The organism is Paenibacillus sabinae T27, assembly GCF_000612505.1.
Lineage (GTDB): Bacteria > Bacillota > Bacilli > Paenibacillales > Paenibacillaceae > Paenibacillus_AQ > Paenibacillus_AQ sabinae.
The window spans coordinates 4,492,501-4,509,906 of the sequence record NZ_CP004078.1; the positions used below are offsets into that span (position 1 = coordinate 4,492,501).

The window sequence follows — 17,406 nt, forward strand, 5'->3', positions numbered from 1 at the left end:
GCACACGGTTTCAGGTACTGTTTCACTCCCCTTCCGGGGTGCTTTTCACCTTTCCCTCACGGTACTGTTTCACTATCGGTCGCCAGGGAGTATTTAGCCTTGGCAGATGGTCCTGCCGGATTCATACGGGGTTTCACGTGCCCCGCACTACTCGGGATCCGTCTCGGAGGGAATAGAATTTCAAGTACAGGGCTTTTACCTTCTTTGGCGGGCCTTTCCAGACCTCTTCGTTTACTCGATTCCTTTGTAACTCCATGTGAGACGTCCCACAACCCCAGGGAGCAAGCTCCCTGGTTTAGGCTGTTCCGCGTTCGCTCGCCGCTACTGACGGAATCACTCTTGTTTTCTCTTCCTCAGGGTACTTAGATGTTTCAGTTCCCCTGGTCTGCCTCTACCCACCCTATGAATTCAGATGGAAGTGACTGTGCATTACCACAGCCGGGTTTCCCCATTCGGACACCCCCGGATCAAAGCTTGCTTACAGCTCCCCGAGGCCTTTTCGTTGTTCGCCACGTCCTTCGTCGGCTCCTGGCGCCTAGGCATCCTCCGTGTGCTCTTAATAGCTTAACCAATTAAGCACTTTATCTTCACTTGATCAATCGCTTGACACAAGCTCAGCTAAAAGATGTTCTAAAACGCAATTTTCGTTTCGGTATCCAGTTTTCAAGGATCAAGTTGAGAGTTTGAGCTCTCAAAACTGAGCAACGAGTGAGCAACTAGCCAGAATGGCTAGATTTAAGATTTGAATGTTTCCGCTGCGGGAAACGATTCTCCATAGAAAGGAGGTGATCCAGCCGCACCTTCCGATACGGCTACCTTGTTACGACTTCACCCCAATCATCTACCCCACCTTCGGCGGCTGGCTCCCTTGCGGGTTACCCCACCGACTTCGGGTGTTGTAAACTCTCGTGGTGTGACGGGCGGTGTGTACAAGACCCGGGAACGTATTCACCGCGGCATGCTGATCCGCGATTACTAGCAATTCCGACTTCATGCAGGCGAGTTGCAGCCTGCAATCCGAACTGAGACCGGCTTTATAAGATTGGCTCCGCCTCGCGGCTTCGCTTCCCGTTGTACCGGCCATTGTAGTACGTGTGTAGCCCAGGTCATAAGGGGCATGATGATTTGACGTCATCCCCACCTTCCTCCGGTTTGTCACCGGCAGTCACTCTAGAGTGCCCAGCCTTACCTGCTGGCAACTAAAGTCAAGGGTTGCGCTCGTTGCGGGACTTAACCCAACATCTCACGACACGAGCTGACGACAACCATGCACCACCTGTCTCCTTTGTCCCGAAGGCCGCACCTATCTCTAGGTGATTCAGAGGGATGTCAAGACCTGGTAAGGTTCTTCGCGTTGCTTCGAATTAAACCACATACTCCACTGCTTGTGCGGGTCCCCGTCAATTCCTTTGAGTTTCAGTCTTGCGACCGTACTCCCCAGGCGGAGTGCTTACTGTGTTAACTTCGGCACCAAGGGTATCGAAACCCCTAACACCTAGCACTCATCGTTTACGGCGTGGACTACCAGGGTATCTAATCCTGTTTGCTCCCCACGCTTTCGCGCCTCAGCGTCAGTTACAGCCCAGAAAGTCGCCTTCGCCACTGGTGTTCCTCCACATCTCTACGCATTTCACCGCTACACGTGGAATTCCACTTTCCTCTTCTGCACTCAAGCTGCCCAGTTTCCAGTGCGACCACAGGTTGAGCCCATGGTTTAAACACCAGACTTAAACAGCCGCCTGCGCGCGCTTTACGCCCAATAATTCCGGACAACGCTTGCCCCCTACGTATTACCGCGGCTGCTGGCACGTAGTTAGCCGGGGCTTTCTTCTCAGGTACCGTCACTCTCTTAGCAGTTACTCTAAGAGACGTTCTTCCCTGGCAACAGAGCTTTACGATCCGAAAACCTTCATCACTCACGCGGCGTTGCTCCGTCAGGCTTTCGCCCATTGCGGAAGATTCCCTACTGCTGCCTCCCGTAGGAGTCTGGGCCGTGTCTCAGTCCCAGTGTGGCCGTTCACCCTCTCAGGTCGGCTACGCATCGTCGCCTTGGTGAGCCGTTACCCCACCAACTAGCTAATGCGCCGCAGGCCCATCCCCTGGTGACAGATTGCTCCGCCTTTCCGCCTTCCGGTATGCACCAGAAGGTCTTATCCGGTATTAGCTACCGTTTCCGGTAGTTATCCCAGTCCAAGGGGCAGGTTGCCTACGTGTTACTCACCCGTCCGCCGCTAAGTATTTTGAAGAGCAAGCTCTTCAAAATACTCCGCTCGACTTGCATGTATTAGGCACGCCGCCAGCGTTCGTCCTGAGCCAGGATCAAACTCTCCAAAAAAGGTAGAGCCGATAGCTCATTCAAACAAACTGACGAGAATTTCTTCTCATTTTATACTCACTCGTTGTTCAGTTTTCAAAGATCAAAGTCTCTTTCAGTGCGTCGCCGTGTCTCTTGCAGCGACCTTTATAATATATCACATCTTCTCCGTTTTAGTCAACCTTTTTTTCAAAATCCATTATCTGGTTCTTATTAAAAGGTTTCCGCTCCAGAGGGACGAGTTATAATTTATCACATGAATGAGTGGGTAGTCAACCATAAATAAATAAAAAAAAGAGAGCGCCGAGCCTCTCCAATTCAAAACCCTTCATATTTAACATAAGGTCAATATATTATAATGTATATCGTATCGGATACCTGCCGCCCGCATCGGCCCAGGACGCCATTTCTCTTACCAATGAGCGGGATGTCAGCTTGCGAAGGACCAAAGGCAGTTCCGCTTCCACATCTTTGAGTCCCGGAAGAGCGAGAAGCTCCTCTATGCTGCACGGCTCTTTGCGGTCTCTCAATAGATCAAGAAGCCATTTGCAGCAATCCCCCATTTTGGACATAAGAGAGAACTCACAAGCAAGCTGAACAAGCTCAATTCTTTGTTCCATCGTTTCGCCGCTGATCGTCAATTCATCGTACAGCTTGTATACCGAGTTGTTGAGATTCTTCACCTGCTCCCATACCGCCGGCATCGGATAATGACCAGCCTCGCTGACCTCCAGCCGAGCCCAATGATACAGGGCAACCAAGATACAATTGTACGAATCCATGTAGCAGCCTGCCTGCAAGTAACGTTTGGATTTCACATGCATATGCAGAAACCTGGCAAATTCCAAGAACAGTACCCGTTCTCTAAGTGGCTGCTCAAAGCGAATCACTTCTTCGCGGAGCCTCTCCAGGATTCCTTTTGGATCCCAAATGATTTCACCCTCCAGGAGGCAGGTAACCCGCTCATTATTGTCCCCTGTGATGATCGAACGCTCCAGCATCGAACGACCGACGCGGAGAGTCTGAGTCCGAAATTCGCCTGCAACCATATGATCAATCAGTCGGTTTTCTGCCCCGTTCTCATGAAGAATCAATATGACTTTATCAAAGTCGTGAAGCAGAGCACTCTGAAAAAGAGCATTTCCTTGGGACCCCAAAACAATCGCTCCCAGAGCATTCACGTCAAAAATATCTCCATTTAATAATGTCAGATTGGATAATTCCATATCGTCCTCCATCAAATTTGGCGATTTTGCGTCAATTCAGTTATAATTCTTTTATCTTAGAATCTTAATCTATTAATTCTACATATTGATGTCAGTTCCTTCTGGACGACCGAACTATATTTAGTGGGAGAAAATACTCATGATGTTTAAATCCGCTAAGATTAACGCATTTCGCACTTGGGGTCTGCTGCTGACGATGCTCGGTATGGGGCTTATGATTCTGGGTACAGCGGGCATTGTGTTCTGGGGTCAGGCAGGTAAAATTGTCGCCGGAATCGGTCTTGTAATCGGCCTGGTTTCGATGGTCGCCAGTCTTGTAATTTATTTTTGGGCAGGTATGCTCTCCACAAGCGCCGTTCAAGTAGAATGTCCAGAGTGCGGCAAACGGACCAAAATGCTCGGCAAAACAGACCGCTGCATGTTCTGCCATACGATTCTTACCCTGGACCCTGAGCAGGCGACCATTACCTCCGAGCAGCTTAAAGACGGGAAGGCTGAACGGTAAAGGAGTTCTGGCGCAGCAAAAAGGGATGCCGGCGCAGGCAACCGGCATCAAAAAAAGAGGCTCTCCAATCGTCGGAGAGACCTCTTTTTTCAATGAAGGATTATATAAATGCCGTTCAGCCGTATTATTGATGTATTCCGTGCAGTGTATTCCAAGCGGAATCATCCGCAAAGCTTCGGTTCCAAGAGGCAATTCCCCCAAGCTTCAAAGACTTGGCCAGTTCCACTCTCGATTTAAGCGAAACCTTGTCCTCAATCCATATTTTGCGGAGAGCTCCGTTTTCCTTATATTCCACGTAGTTTTGGCCTGTATCTTTGGAAAGCACGGGCTTAAGCTTCTTGGAGCGGATGATTTCGGCAACGGCCTCCATCCCCACCGCCTTGGAGCTTACTTTGTTCTTCCCTTCAACCTTCTGTTCGGTCCAAATACGCGTATACAGGGGAACTCCCAAAACCAGCTTGCGGGCCGGCACCGAGTCCTCTTCAAGAATCCGCTCAACGGCGTTCTGTGACCAGGACAGGGATGCCACCGAACCGGCTTCAGGGCTGGATGCCCAATGCTCGTCATAGGCCATAACGATAATAAAATCGGCCAACTCCCCCAGCGCGCGCCGGTCGAGAAAGAGCGACCACATTTCGCTGTTCGACTTTGGGGTGACGTCAATGGAAAGAACGAGATTTTTAGCTTGGGCCATCGGCTTCAGCTCGCGGATAAATTGTGTGACACTGCCGCCGTCCTTGGTATATACATTTTCAAAGTCGATATTGATGCCGTCGAGATTGTAAAGGTCGCAGTATTCCAGCAGCTGTACGATCGTCCTCATCCGTTTGTCATAGGTGGATAGCGCCTGTGTGGTCAAGTCAGGATCGAAGCTGTTGCTCAGCAGCCCCCAGACTTCCATTCCCCGGCCGTGAGCCCATGACACATAAGCCTGATCCGCCTGGCTTCGCACATTGCCCTCGCCGTCCACAATTTTAAACCAGGTGGGGCTTACGACATTTACACCGGTCAGCTTGCCGATGGAAGCGGGATTAGGATTGCGGTTATACACGGCTTCCCAGGTAAGATTTACGGCTTTACCATCCCAGCGGCGTTCCGCCCGGGTTGGAGCCGAGGGCTTCTTTTTCACCGTTTTGGTTCCGGTCTTGGCTATCTCCGATGCCTTTACATAACCTGCGTATCCGGTGTCCATTTGAACGTACAGCCATCCTTCCTGACGCCCCCAGATTCTCAGTTTGGTTCCTGCCTTCATTTTGGCCAGGGCGGGCGCATGAATCGTCGGCTTGGTCCGCAGCGCGGCTTTTTTGTCCTGCACTTGTCCCAGCTGTACCGTTTCTCCGGCTGTCATAATCAGAACCGCGCCCGTATCGGCATTCTCCTGCACATCAAGACCGTATAAGCTTTTGAGCGTCTCGGCCGGCAAATAGGTTATCCCGCCGCGCTCTTCAGGTGCCAGCCGAAGCTGAATCGGCTTATTGTTAAGACTGGCTGACTTCTTCTCCGCCTGCATATATAAAAGCTCGCTGTCCGTCGTAAGAATGACCGACTTCGTCCCGGCTTCATACCGAATGGAAGAGTCGACGTTTTTTTGCAAAAGTGGAAGCGGCAGCAGCAGGCTCTCCCCTGAACCGGAAGCGAAATAGCCGGTATAATTGCCCTTGACAAAAATCGGCTTGTCCTTCCCTTTCCACTCCGGGTCTACTTGAAGGGGATTGGGAAGCACGTAAAAAATGACCGCATATGCCGCTGCCGCAATAATAAGCAGGCCCGAGAGCCTGCGAAGAAGCCCGGCTCGTCTGCCGGGGCGTCCGCGTCTATATTTCTGTCTTTTGTTCAAAATACATCCTCCGTACCCTGCTGGATTTAAAGTTAGAGAAATGCTGCTACAAAAAAGAAAACGTGAGGCATCCGCGTTAGATTCGGACTCCGCACGTTGTCATTGCTTTTCAGGCAAAGCGTCCACTGCCCTTAAAGAAGCGGCGGAGTCTTGCGCTATACTGTATTACCGTTTCAGTTATTAATGCTGTTTGTTCGAGCAGCATCCGCAAATGCCGTACAGTTCCATGCGCAATCCGTTTACTTTGAAGCCGGTAGCCTTCTCCGCCTCAAGTTCAACCTCATGCAGTGAAGGATAACTGAAATCTTCGATTTTGCCGCACTCCTGGCATATGATGTGGTAATGGTCGGATACATTGGCGTCGAAGCGGCTGGAGTTGTCGCCGTATGTCAGCTCGCGGACCATTCCCGCTTCCATAAACATCTTGAGATTATTGTACACGGTGGCAACGCTCATGCTTGGAAACTTCGGTTCCAGCGCACGATAAATCTCATCAGCGGTAGGATGATTCATCGCTTCCATCAAGTAGGTTAAAATCGCATGACGCTGTGGCGTAATACGGACCCCCGTTGTCTTCAGTTGTTCCAATGCGTGCTGTACACCGCTTCCCATTCCTGTCACCGCCTTCACATCTAAGTCATGAGTAAATAAACGTTATTGTATTTATTGTAAGACCGGTTCTTCAGTATTGTCAACGCGATCGGTTAATTATACTGATTATTATTTGATAAAAATTAGTTTATTCAATTTTTCCTCACATTTAGGTTGCTGTTTCCCTCGACGTTCACCTTGAACTCGCCTGTGCCAACTTTGCCGGAGACTGTTTTTTTGTCGATATCCAGTTCAGTGAAGTCCGTAACGATATCTCCGTAGCCGCTGGAACCTTTAATGGAATAATTCCCTTCTGTCGGCAAAAACAGATGAATATCGCCAGCGGCGCTGTAAATATCCCAGTCCCCTTGGACATAAGGAGAGCGGATATCGATGATTCCATTAAGAGTCTGCGCGTTCAAAGCCGTTCTTGCTTCATTCACTTCGACATTGCCGTTCTTGGTGGAGACGTCGATATCGGCCCCGCTGCGCTGGGCGCGGATATTGCCGACAGCCGTTGAGAGCTTCAGCCTTCCCGCAACATCCCAAGCCTGCATATCGCCGCCGCTCGTGGACAGGTCCACATCTCCCTGGATTTCTCTGACCCTCACTTCCCCATTGTGGGTCTTTCCTACGATATTACCGAAAACCTTGTGCAAAATAATCGGTCCGTTGCCGGTTTCAAGATGGATGTCTTGGATCGCTTCCGTATTTTGCAGCGTGATGCCGCCGTTCATGGTCGTGATGTCCAGATTGAAACGGCGGCTGTCCGGAACGGCGATATCCAAATCCATTCGCGGCTGGCGCTTGCCCGATTCACCGTAGGCCTTGCCCTTAGTCGAAAGCTTGATGGCAGCTCCTTCGGTAACTTCAATGAACGACTGGTCCGATACCGCTTCCGCTCTTGCTCCGTCCAGCTGGTCGACCCATACGGTGGCGTTCACTTCAATATCATCAATGGGACTCCGGTGTACGACAATGTCCCCGTTAATGGCGTCAACGGTCAGCTTGGCAGACTGCAGCTCCACCGGCACCGTTACAACGGGCTTCTGAAATTTGCTGCCCTTGGCCTCCCCATAATCGACGGCGGCCGCCGTTAAATTGAGACTGACCTTGTTCCACAGATGAAGATAATGCTCCTGCTCCGAGACAATAAACACGCTGGCGCCAAGCACAATCGCAAGCAGAAGGCCGCGGAGATCCAGACGGAATCTCGGACCGGTCCCCGCTCTTCGGGGCCGCCGAGCCAACATGCAGCCAAGCAAATATTCCACGCCCCAGATCACGGGAACGGCCGGCCACCATTTCAGCAGCAGCAGCATATCGTCGGTTCCCTTCAGCCAATCCCGAAACAGGATAATGCCGACTCCAGCCAGCAGGAAAGAGGCGGTAAAGCGGCCTACCCGGCGTTCTCTCCGGTCTCCTTGCCTAGACATGAACTTAATGCCCATTTCTCTTGCCGCAAAAAGCACTCCACCGGCGATCAAGAGTATGCCTATGGCCGCACCGGCATGATGCTCAATAAAATACCGAAGCCATGGCGGTCTTTGCCGAAAAAGGAACAGCAGGATTCCGCCGACCAGCAGGAGCAGGCCGAATGAAATATCCGGTTCGCTGATCGAACGCCGGCGCCGCGCCTGAACGGATTGTGTATAGAACTCCGGGGGCACGGCCATTTTCCGGAGACGAACAATCCGGTCCGCCGATTGGAGGGCATCGTATACATTATAGAAATAGACAACGGGAATAAACAGGGCCAGCAAAATCAAAAGCGGTACATTGATCTGCATGCCGATGGAAGAGAAATACAGCAGCGCCGCAATGTCCAAGGCAATCACAAACAGTAAGGATATCCCTTTCCGGACAAGGCCCACATAGAAATGACCGGCCCCGGGAATTACAGCCGACAGCAGGCCGGCTATGAATTTGCGCTTGGCTGGCTGCCGCTTTGTCCGGGGAGGAATGACTTCCGCTCCGCCGCTCTCTTCCTCCCGCCCAGACCGCTTGCCGCCCCGTTCCGTTATGGGTAAAGGCTCCCGTTCATTCATCGACAACGCTGTACGCGAATCATTTTTCATCTGGACCGTCTCTCCTTCCCCGTGTAATTGCCGGAATCAACGTTTACCGCTCCGGTTAAATTCGATCAATTCGACGCCGGGAGCCACTTCCGCGGATGAAACGGGAACAAAGCCATGCTTGGTGTATAAAGAAACGGCCGGCATATTCTTTTTGCCCGTAGACACGATAAAACGCTCCTTATCCGGATAAAGAGCGAATACATACTCGAGCAGCCGCCCGGCAATTCCTTGGCGAAAATGATCCGGACTCACCATCATCCGTGTAATCGTCAGGCTCTCGGGGTGTTCTTCTTCCGTGGCCACGGCACCGGACAATTCGCCGTCTTCACTGACGCAGCCGTAAAAATCCTCGCCGCAGCTTCTTAACGTATCCCGTGTCTCCAGCAGCGGAGGTATAGAATGAAACCCGATCAACTCCGCCTCCAGGCGATAGGCCTTATGCTGAAGGCTCCACAGACTTCCCAGAGTATCTTTGTCCTGCAGGTCCAGTTTCACGATTTTGGTCATACCGGGTATCTCCTTATATATTGCCGAAGGCCTGTCGCTGCCGACAAGCCTTCAGTATTCATTACCCACTTATTGCATTTTATGTTAGCTGTTCAATACTTCTGTCAGAAGCTTGTTGACAAGCCCCGGATTGGCCTTGCCTTTGCTTTCTTTCATGACTTGTCCGACCAGGAAGCCGATTGCTTTCTGTTTGCCGGCCTTATAGTCCTCGACCGATTGCGGGTTGGCCGCAACGACCGCTTCCACAATCCCCTTGATCGCTCCTTCGTCGCTGATCTGCACAAGCCCCTTCTCTTCCACAATCTTCGCCGGAAGCTTTCCGGATTCAATCATCTCTTTGAACACCGTTTTGGCAATTTTGCTGCTGATGGTGCCCTTCTCGATCAATCCGATCATCTCGCCAAGCCCCTGCGGCGTGATCTTCACCTCAGACAGCTCCAAATTGTTTCCGTTCAGATAGGCGAGCAGATCGCCCATAATCCAGTTGGCGACGGCTTTGGCATCGCTGGTGAAATTCAAGCTTCCCTCAAAGAAATCGGCAATTGGCTTGGATGCGGTGAGTACCCCTGCGTCGTATGCGGGCAGACCGAATTCTTCACTGTAGCGGACCCGCCGCGCATCCGGAAGCTCGGGAATGGAAGAACGGATGGCTTCCTTCCAAGCATCATCAATATGCAGCACAATCAGGTCCGGATCGGGAAAATACCGGTAGTCATGGGCTTCTTCCTTGCCCCGCATGGAAAAAGTCTTGCCCTGGGCGTCATCCCAGCGGCGGGTCTCCTGCACGACTTCGCCGCCTCCATCGAGAATATCCGCTTGGCGGAACTCCTCATACTCCAGACCGCGCTGCACGCCGCGGAAGGAGTTCATGTTCTTCAGCTCGGCGCGGATGCCGAATTCCTTCTGGCCCACGGGCCGCAGGCTGATGTTCGCATCGCAGCGCATGGATCCTTCTTCCATCTTGACGTCGGATACGTCGCAGTACTGTATAATCGCCCGCATCTTCTCCAGATAAGCGCGGGCTTCTTCAGGGGAGCGCAAATCCGGCTCGGAGACGATTTCAATCAGCGGAGTTCCTCCCCGGTTAAAGTCGACGAGCGTGCCGAATCCGCCGTCTACATGTGTAAGCTTGCTGGCATCCTCTTCCAGATGAAGCCGGGTAATACCAATTCGCTTCGTTTCACCGTTCACTTCGATATCGATCCATCCGTTCAGGCCGATCGGCTGGTCAAACTGCGAAATCTGGTAAGCCTTTGGCAAGTCGGGATAGAAATAGTTCTTGCGGTCAAACTTGCTGACATCGCTGATCGTGCAGTTCAGCGCCATTGCGGCTTTTATCGCATAGTTTACCGCCTGGCGGTTCAGCACGGGCAGCACCCCGGGATGTCCCAGGCAGACGGGACAGGTTTGCGTATTTGGCGGTGCGCCGAACTCCGTGGAGCAGCCGCAGAAAATTTTGGACTTGGTATGAAGCTCGACGTGAACCTCCAGTCCAATAACTGTTTCATACTTGGATGATGACATGATTATCTCTTTCCCTCCTTATGGACCGTTTACAGCTGCGGACGCTGCTTGTGATGATCGGTATGCTGTTCATAGGCGTGCGCGACGCGCAGCACTGTGCTCTCATCGAATTCTTTGCCGATAATCTGCAGCCCCACAGGCATTCCTTCGGCAAAACCGCAAGGAATGCTGACCGCCGGAATGCCGGCAAGATTGACCGGAATGGTCAAAATATCGTTCAAGTACATCGTAAGCGGGTCCTCCGTCTGGGAGCCGAGCTTGAACGCCGTTGTAGGCGCAGTCGGTCCGATGACCACATCGTACTTCTTAAAGACTTCGTCAAAATCCTGCTTGATCAACGTACGTACTTTTTGCGCCTTCAAATAATAGGCATCGTAATAGCCTGAGCTTAGCGCATACGTTCCAAGCATAATCCGGCGCTTGACTTCCGGTCCGAAACCGCGGCTACGCGAATTATGATACAAATCGACCAGCCCGCCTCCATCATCGACACGCACGCCGTAGCGGACGCCGTCGAAGCGGGCCAGATTGGAGGAAGCCTCCGAGGAAGCAAGCAGATAATACGTCGCTACCGCATATTCGGTATGCGGCAGGGAAACCTCTTCCCAGATGGCACCGAGGTCTTCCAGCACCTTCAGCGCGGCCAGCACCGTCTCGCGGACGGAGGCATCGACGCCTTCGCCGAGGTATTCCTTCGGCACGGCAATGCGCAGGTCCTTGATGTCGCCGGTGAGGGCGCTCAAATAGTCGGGAATGTCGACCTTGGCGGACGTGGAGTCCTGGGCGTCATAACCGGCAATCGCTTGCAGCACATAGGCGGAGTCCTCAACGGTCCGCGTCAGCGGCCCGATCTGGTCGAGCGAGGACGCAAACGCCACAAGGCCATAGCGGGAAACGAGGCCGTAGGTCGGCTTCAGACCGACAACGCCGCAGTACGAAGCGGGCTGGCGGATCGATCCGCCGGTGTCGGAGCCGAGCGCAAAAAACACCTCGCCCGCAGCCACCGCCGCCGCAGAGCCGCCACTGGAACCGCCCGGAACGCGTTCCAGATCCCAAGGATTGCGGACCGCTCCATAAGCGGAGTTCTCGTTCGAGCCGCCCATGGCGAACTCGTCCATATTGAGTTTGCCGATCGTCACGGCGTCCGCCTGGCGAAGCTTAACGGCAACGGTCGCGTCGTAAATCGGCTGATAATTGTCCAGGAAACGGCTGGCGCAAGTCGTGCGCAGACCTTTGGTCACAATGTTGTCCTTGATGCCCGCAGGCAGCCCGAACAGCAAGCCTCTGGCCGCTCCAGTGGCCAGCTTGTCGTCCAGCCCTCGGGCAGCCGCGCGTGCGCCTTCTTCATCAAGCGTCAGGAAAGCGTGCACATCGCCATCCACCCGCGCGATGGCCGACAGCGATTCCTCGGTCAGCTCACTGGCCGAGATTTGGGCGGCATGCAGCATATTATGTAATTCGGATAACCGATATTGAAACAAGCTCAAAATGTCATCTCCCTACCTATTCAGATTATTCCAAGACCGCCGGTACTTTGAACTGTCCGTCCTCTTCCTCCGGCGCGTTCAGCAGTACATCTTCTATGGAAAGGCTCTCCTTCACAACATCCTCGCGCATGACATTGCTGACATGCAGCACATGTGTCGTCGGTTCTACGCCTTCCGTATCCAGTCCGCTCAATTTTTCCGCATATTGTAAAATGGCGTTCATTTGCTCCGTAAACACAGCCTCTTCTTCCGGGCTCAAATGCAGGCGGGCCAGCCGGGCCACATGCTGCACATCCTTGACGGTAATGCTCATACTTACGTATCCCTCCTGTTTAAAGGGCTAAAGTGCCCGGATAACGTTTCTTATTATATTGTAGATACGTAGACAATTCAATGCGGATATGCTCCGCAGCATGCAGGTAATATGCACCTTGCGAAGTGTTAGAAAACAAGAAAAGCACCTCCGGGTGCTTTTGTAAAAAGCTGCTAAATCCCTCTTAAGCCGAGTTCTTCCCTTGCAGCGACTTTGAAAAAAACCGGCTTGCGCCGGTTTTTCTTAAATCCAGGCCCGGAGATTCACCTGCTTGATGAATTCCGCCTGGGACATGTTTTCCTTGGAACTAGTCTCTATATCTTCCGCCTGCTCGGCCTCACCGTTCATCAATTGGTAAAACAACTTCTCGTTGTGCGTGGACAAAGCATAATCGACCAATGCCTCTCGCGTAGTTCTCTCCGCTTCCTCGATCAGCAGATCCGCTTCCGTCTCAACGTCATCCGCCGTGACATAGAAGTTCCGGTTCGCCTGAGGGATGCGAATGACATAATCAAACGCATTATCAGGATTGCGGTCGTAAGCGATCACGTATCCGTAATCCCCGATAGGAAGATTCTGCTCGAAAGCGTCCGCGACAATGACAACCTTTTCTCCTAAACGCAGCATCGCCCTACCTCCTGAGCCAATATCTTTCTTGTTGTGCTTTTTCACAGTCTACTAAAAAAAGATAGACCTGTCTACAGGAAGAAACGGCGCAATTTTGAAAATAAACGCAAAAACATGAAATTGAAAAAAAGTTGTTACATTTTCAGCAAGGACTAAAAGCGTGGCAGTTTATGGCGTCCAAATAATACCGAGGCGCCCAAAAAGCAAAGAACAATCAGCGCAATTCCCGACAGTACCGGAAAAGTCCAATCGGCAGGCGAGACGGACTGCTGCGTGAGCGCCTGAGCGGACAGCTGCGGCAGAGCGGCGGGCGACCAGTTCAGCTGCCGGGGAAGCAAAGAGTGCAGCAGAGCGAGAGCCGCTGCGGCCGCGAGCGACAGAAAGGCCGCGGCGGGGGCCCGAAGGCAGGCGCTGAACAGGAGCGTAAGCGAGACGGCGCACATCAGCCATAACCCGTACATCGCCGACGCGGCCAGCACCCCGCTCCAAGACAGGCTGCCGATTAACCGGACGGTATAATAGCCTGCACATGCGGCGCCGAGCCCCAACGACAGCGCAAGCAGCGTCAGCTGCGCCAGCCACTTGGCGGAAGCGGCCGCAATTGGAGTCAACGGCCTCGCCAGCACCAGCTCCGCGGCCCCTCCCTCACGTTCGCCCGCAAAGCTGTTCATCGCAGAGAGAGCGAGCACGAGCAGGCCTACCGTTCCATACTGCCCGATCGACTTGGCCATGACCTCCCCCGCCCCCGGCATCTTGTATAATTCCAGCATTCCGGGGGGCACATCGCCCGACATTCGCAAAATCTCAGGCATATAATAGGCCGAGATCGGCTGCATCATCCCGAGAATGATAAACACGACCGGTATCCACAGCAGCTTATAGCTGCGAACCGCCTCCAGCATTTCTTTCCGGTAAAAAATCAATGCGTTTCTCATTCTCCCACCGCCTCCATAAATACATCTTCCAGAGACAGGGAGCCCGCTTCGAAGCGGGCCACCGGAATCCCCCGTTCGGCTGCTTCCCGGAGAATCGCGGACCTGGCCGCCTCCATATCCTTGACCTTCAGAAATATGGAGCCTTCTCCTTCAGAACGGCTCTCAAGGATATACGAGCGGGTGTTCAGCGTTTCCAGCCACTGCAAGGCTTCCTCCCGCTGCTCCACGCGCAGGGCGATAACCGGCCGGTTGTACTTGGCGCGCAGCGAATTCAATGTTCCCTGCTCGGCGATGACACCATGGTTCATCAGAATAATGTCGTCACAGACCTCTTCGGCATCATGCAGGACATGAGTGGAAAAAAGAACGCTGGTCTCCCTGCCGATTTCCCGCAGCAGCTCCATGATCTCCCTGCGGCCGATCGGATCAAGCGCCGATACCGGTTCATCCAGCAGCAGGAGGCGCGGGGCGTGGACAAGCGCCTGGGCAAGCCCGAGGCGCTGCTTCATGCCGCCGGAGTAACCGCCGATCCGCCGCTTGGCAGCTTCCGCAAGTCCCATCCGCTCAAGCATGGCGGCAGCGCGGCCCGCAGCCTCTTTCCTGCCCATGCCGCTAATCCTTGAGGCAAAGATCAGGTACTCTTCTCCGGTCATCCAGTTGTAAAAAGCCGGCGATTGGGGAAGATAACCGATCTGCCTCCGGTAATCCTGCCCAATCGGCTTGCCGTCAAATAAAATCGTGCCCCGGCCGGGATTTAACAGGCCGGCAAGCATGCGCAGCGTCGTCGTCTTGCCGGCGCCGTTCGGGCCGAGCAGGGCAACGCAGCGCCCCTGCTCCATGCTGAAGCTGATCCCATTTACGGAAGTCCGCCCCTGAAAAGCCTTGTAAAGCTCCGAAACTTCTAGCAGCGGCGGCATCATTCTTTCCTCCCAATCGTAAAATAGGCAAGGCTGCCGAGCAGATTCCCAAGCAGGATAATGATTGCCCACATCCACTTCGGACCGCGCACACTTTGCGCTCTGACCAGAGAAACCAGCCCGATAACGGCCAGCAGCCCCTGCAGCGCAATGAGAGGCCATAACAATGATAAATCGATGGACTTCATAGCTTGTTCTCCTTCCGTCTCCGGCGGTGTTCGGGAAATATAACAAACAATAGGTAGAGAACCGTAGGCAGCGGGAACGTTGTCATTCCCCACAACCCCCAGAACCAGTGCCACCTTCCCCGGGCGCGTGCGTCGCGGAATAACAGCGCGCCTTGGGTCATCAGCAGTACCGCAAGTAAAGACCAGGCCCATAGCGGCAGACTATGCTGTTCTTTCATCTCCGCTCACCGCGCCCTTTCCGTCCGGAACGCATCGCCGCCGCGATGATTCCGGCGATAGGAACAAGCCCCTGAACCGTCCAATACACCGGCGGCGCCGAAGTAATCGCGAGCAGAGAGAACCCGAGTATAACCAAGGAGACCAGCCAGAACAGCAGCCATTCCCTCAGTACCCGGCGGCGATGCCTTTCGGATGCGGCGATCAGCCGGGCTTGCAGCACGCCGAGCGAAGGCGGCGCTGCTTTATTGTCGTAAGCCCGGTCCAGCCGATCCAGACCCGCGATAAGCTCCGTTACCGCCGTTTCCGCTGAGTCGGGCCTTCCCTCTGCTTTCGGGCGGTGTTCCATATCCGAAGCATTCCCGGACTTGCCGCTATTACCCGGACCGGTGATGTCGTTAGCCATCCTCATTCATCTCCTCTCTCAGCTGCCGCAGACCATACGCCGCGCGCGACTTCGCCGTCCCCTCCGGGATGCCGAGAATCCGGCCGATCTCCGCATAGCTGTAGCCGTAATAATGCTTGAGCAGCAGGGAAATCCGCTGGGGCGAAGGGACCCGGGACAAGGAGTCCAGCACATTGCTCCACTCTTCGCCCTGGGTTTCAAACTGCCAGCGGATGGACCGAATGCCCTGCTCGCGCCGAATCCATTCTCTCTCACGGCTGCGCCGCCTCATCCTGTCGATATACAGCCGGGTAGCAATCGTAATCATCCAGGAGGAGAACGAGGACGAACCGTTGTAGGAAGCCATCTTCTCCATGCATCTGACAATCGTATCCTGAGTGATGTCTTCAGCCACCTGAGGATCCATTGTCGCCTTCAGCAAATATTTGTACAGAAAGGAATAGTGATTCTGAAACAGCTGCGCCAGCGCAAGACGGTCACCATGCTGCGCCTGGCGGATCAATCCAAGTTCCTCGTCGCTCATCGGTTCTCCCGCCGTTATTTTTTATTCATATGTAATACGTTTGGCCCGAAGAGATCGTTCAAAGGCATGTGAAAAAAAATTTACAGCTCATCTCTCCTGTGCTCCCACAGCCTGCGTCTCCACGGCTGCTTCGCTCCCCTTCCATTCGGGAAACTCCAGAACAAAGGAATGGCCCTCGGAGGTGAAGTCGATTCGCTCTTGAGCATCTCTTGAGGTAAGCGCTCCGAGGCGTCGTAATATCGGGCAGCATCCTCCCGGATATGGCATCGTCCAATTATCTCCGCCTCTTCATCCCGGGAGCCAACCCGTTGGCGGTCCGGCCCATTCTTCTCTCCGGCAGCTTCGATTCGATTATCATGGTACCCAGAGTCCAAAAGATAGCGCATCCTGCTCTTCAACTAAAGCTCCTCCGTTCACCCTTTATCCCCCATTCAAGACAAAAAAAAGAACGCAAACCGGGATGATTCCACAGTCTGCGTGCTTCGCAAGGTAAATGTTACATTCAATTAACATCATTGTAGCAAGTTTGTAGTCTTTTGTCCAGCCTGTTTCTCGCTTTTTGTCGATTGCCGACGCAATCCGTCAAGATACATAAGGATTGTTCGCGCGCTCAAAGCCGATTCTCGTCTTCGGACCGTGACCCGGGTGCACAGTCACATCGTCGTCCAGCTTGAAGAGCTTGTTCTGGATGGAATCCAGCAGATCACGCTCTTTTCCGCCAGGCAGATCCGTCCGTCCAACGCTCAGCCGGAACAGCACATCGCCGGCGAACAAGTCGTTTCCGCACAAAAAGCTTACGCTTCCCGGAGAATGCCCCGGCGTGTGGAAGACGCGGAAGGTATTCCCTATCAGCTCAAGGGTCTGGCCCTCGTCCAGATCGAACTCGGCGGGGTCCGTCGTCATCGGAGGCGATACGTTCGGCCACATAAGAGAGCCGTTCAGCTTGGCGCTTGTCAGCCAATCGCTCTCCAGGGCGTGGAGATAGACCGGGCAATTCTTCAGCTTGCGAATCTCGTCGACGCCGCCGATATGGTCAAAATGAGCATGCGTCAGCAGAATCGCTTCGATTTCGATGTCCTGAATGGCCCGCACCAGCGGGGCCGGGTTCATGCCCGGATCAATAATAATGCCTTTGGCGGGGTCCGTTCCCGTCAACAGATAGGCGTTGGTCTGCAATGGACCGAGATTAAAGCTTCGAATGTTCAGCATGGC

Annotated in this window: 18 protein-coding genes and 2 rRNA genes (1 of these 20 only partly in view); 1 reads left to right on the plus strand and 19 read right to left on the minus strand. The window is 53.5% G+C overall.

The genetic code is table 11. From position 1 onward, the window contains the following. The 3 genes from PSAB_RS20680 to PSAB_RS20690 form a co-directional block, all read right to left on the minus strand. A 23S ribosomal RNA gene (locus PSAB_RS20680) occupies positions 1-570 on the minus strand; it reaches 2,361 nt to the left of the window's first position. A 208-nt stretch (positions 571-778) separates the two neighbouring features. After that, a 16S ribosomal RNA gene (locus PSAB_RS20685) occupies positions 779-2,335 on the minus strand. The 16S and 23S rRNA genes sit together here, the layout of an rRNA operon. A gap of 332 nt (positions 2,336-2,667) precedes the next feature. Beyond that, entirely contained in the window at positions 2,668-3,540 is an 873-nt protein-coding gene (locus PSAB_RS20690) for a nucleotidyltransferase-like protein (RefSeq protein ID WP_025336477.1), read from the minus strand. A 139-nt stretch (positions 3,541-3,679) separates the two neighbouring features. Between PSAB_RS20690 and PSAB_RS20695 the strand changes: the two genes are divergently transcribed. Beyond that, positions 3,680-4,045 (plus strand): DUF2614 family zinc ribbon-containing protein, encoded by a 366-nt coding sequence (locus tag PSAB_RS20695; protein ID WP_025336478.1) that lies wholly within the window; start codon positions 3,680-3,682, stop codon positions 4,043-4,045. A gap of 124 nt (positions 4,046-4,169) precedes the next feature. On the opposite strand, the gene PSAB_RS20700 is transcribed toward PSAB_RS20695, so the two are convergent. From PSAB_RS20700 to PSAB_RS20775, 16 genes are all read right to left on the minus strand, one after another. After that, a complete protein-coding gene (locus tag PSAB_RS20700) occupies positions 4,170-5,882 on the minus strand; it encodes a glycosyl hydrolase family 18 protein (RefSeq protein WP_025336479.1) in 1,713 nt (570 codons plus the stop codon). A gap of 180 nt (positions 5,883-6,062) precedes the next feature. After that, positions 6,063-6,494: a peroxide-responsive transcriptional repressor PerR gene (perR, locus tag PSAB_RS20705; protein ID WP_025336480.1), complete on the minus strand. Its 432-nt coding sequence runs from the start codon at positions 6,492-6,494 to the stop codon at positions 6,063-6,065. A gap of 131 nt (positions 6,495-6,625) precedes the next feature. Continuing rightward, positions 6,626-8,551: a DUF4097 family beta strand repeat-containing protein gene (locus PSAB_RS20710; protein WP_025336481.1), complete on the minus strand. Its 1,926-nt coding sequence runs from the start codon at positions 8,549-8,551 to the stop codon at positions 6,626-6,628. Between the two features lie 36 nt (positions 8,552-8,587). Next, positions 8,588-9,058, minus strand: a complete 471-nt coding sequence (locus tag PSAB_RS20715) for a GNAT family N-acetyltransferase (RefSeq protein WP_038596159.1) — start codon at positions 9,056-9,058, stop codon at positions 8,588-8,590. An 84-nt stretch (positions 9,059-9,142) separates the two neighbouring features. Next, on the minus strand, positions 9,143-10,582 hold the full coding sequence (gatB, locus tag PSAB_RS20720) for an Asp-tRNA(Asn)/Glu-tRNA(Gln) amidotransferase subunit GatB (protein WP_025336483.1): 1,440 nt from the start codon (positions 10,580-10,582) through the stop codon (positions 9,143-9,145). A gap of 29 nt (positions 10,583-10,611) precedes the next feature. Then, positions 10,612-12,069 carry an Asp-tRNA(Asn)/Glu-tRNA(Gln) amidotransferase subunit GatA gene (gatA, locus tag PSAB_RS20725; RefSeq protein WP_025336484.1) on the minus strand — a complete coding sequence of 486 codons (1,458 nt, stop codon included), beginning with the start codon at positions 12,067-12,069 and terminating at the stop codon, positions 10,612-10,614. Positions 12,070-12,094: 25 nt separating this feature from the next. Further along, entirely contained in the window at positions 12,095-12,382 is a 288-nt protein-coding gene (gatC, locus tag PSAB_RS20730; protein ID WP_025336485.1) for an Asp-tRNA(Asn)/Glu-tRNA(Gln) amidotransferase subunit GatC, read from the minus strand. A gap of 243 nt (positions 12,383-12,625) precedes the next feature. Continuing rightward, the gene (locus tag PSAB_RS20735; RefSeq protein WP_025336486.1) at positions 12,626-13,009 is read right to left on the minus strand and encodes a hypothetical protein; all 384 of its coding nucleotides are present in this window, start codon (positions 13,007-13,009) and stop codon (positions 12,626-12,628) included. Positions 13,010-13,161: 152 nt separating this feature from the next. Then, a complete protein-coding gene (locus tag PSAB_RS20740; RefSeq protein ID WP_025336487.1) occupies positions 13,162-13,944 on the minus strand; it encodes an ABC transporter permease subunit in 783 nt (260 codons plus the stop codon). Further along, complete coding sequence (locus tag PSAB_RS20745) at positions 13,941-14,864, minus strand: ABC transporter ATP-binding protein (protein WP_025336488.1); 924 nt, start codon at positions 14,862-14,864, stop codon at positions 13,941-13,943. Before PSAB_RS20745 ends, PSAB_RS20740 begins: the two co-directional genes overlap by 4 nt. Then, complete coding sequence (locus PSAB_RS20750; protein ID WP_025336489.1) at positions 14,861-15,049, minus strand: PLD nuclease N-terminal domain-containing protein; 189 nt, start codon at positions 15,047-15,049, stop codon at positions 14,861-14,863. The genes PSAB_RS20745 and PSAB_RS20750 overlap by 4 nt, the downstream gene beginning before the upstream one ends. Continuing rightward, complete coding sequence (locus PSAB_RS20755; RefSeq protein ID WP_025336490.1) at positions 15,046-15,267, minus strand: hypothetical protein; 222 nt, start codon at positions 15,265-15,267, stop codon at positions 15,046-15,048. The genes PSAB_RS20750 and PSAB_RS20755 overlap by 4 nt, the downstream gene beginning before the upstream one ends. Next, a complete protein-coding gene (locus tag PSAB_RS20760) occupies positions 15,264-15,671 on the minus strand; it encodes a YxlC family protein (RefSeq protein WP_025336491.1) in 408 nt (135 codons plus the stop codon). Before PSAB_RS20760 ends, PSAB_RS20755 begins: the two co-directional genes overlap by 4 nt. After that, entirely contained in the window at positions 15,664-16,194 is a 531-nt protein-coding gene (sigY, locus tag PSAB_RS20765) for an RNA polymerase sigma factor SigY (protein ID WP_025336492.1), read from the minus strand. Before sigY ends, PSAB_RS20760 begins: the two co-directional genes overlap by 8 nt. 80 nt (positions 16,195-16,274) lie before the next feature. Beyond that, complete coding sequence (locus PSAB_RS20770; protein ID WP_025336493.1) at positions 16,275-16,592, minus strand: hypothetical protein; 318 nt, start codon at positions 16,590-16,592, stop codon at positions 16,275-16,277. 184 nt (positions 16,593-16,776) lie between these two features. Further along, positions 16,777-17,403, minus strand: a complete 627-nt coding sequence (locus PSAB_RS20775; protein WP_025336494.1) for an MBL fold metallo-hydrolase — start codon at positions 17,401-17,403, stop codon at positions 16,777-16,779. Between the last annotated feature and the right edge of the window lie 3 nt (positions 17,404-17,406).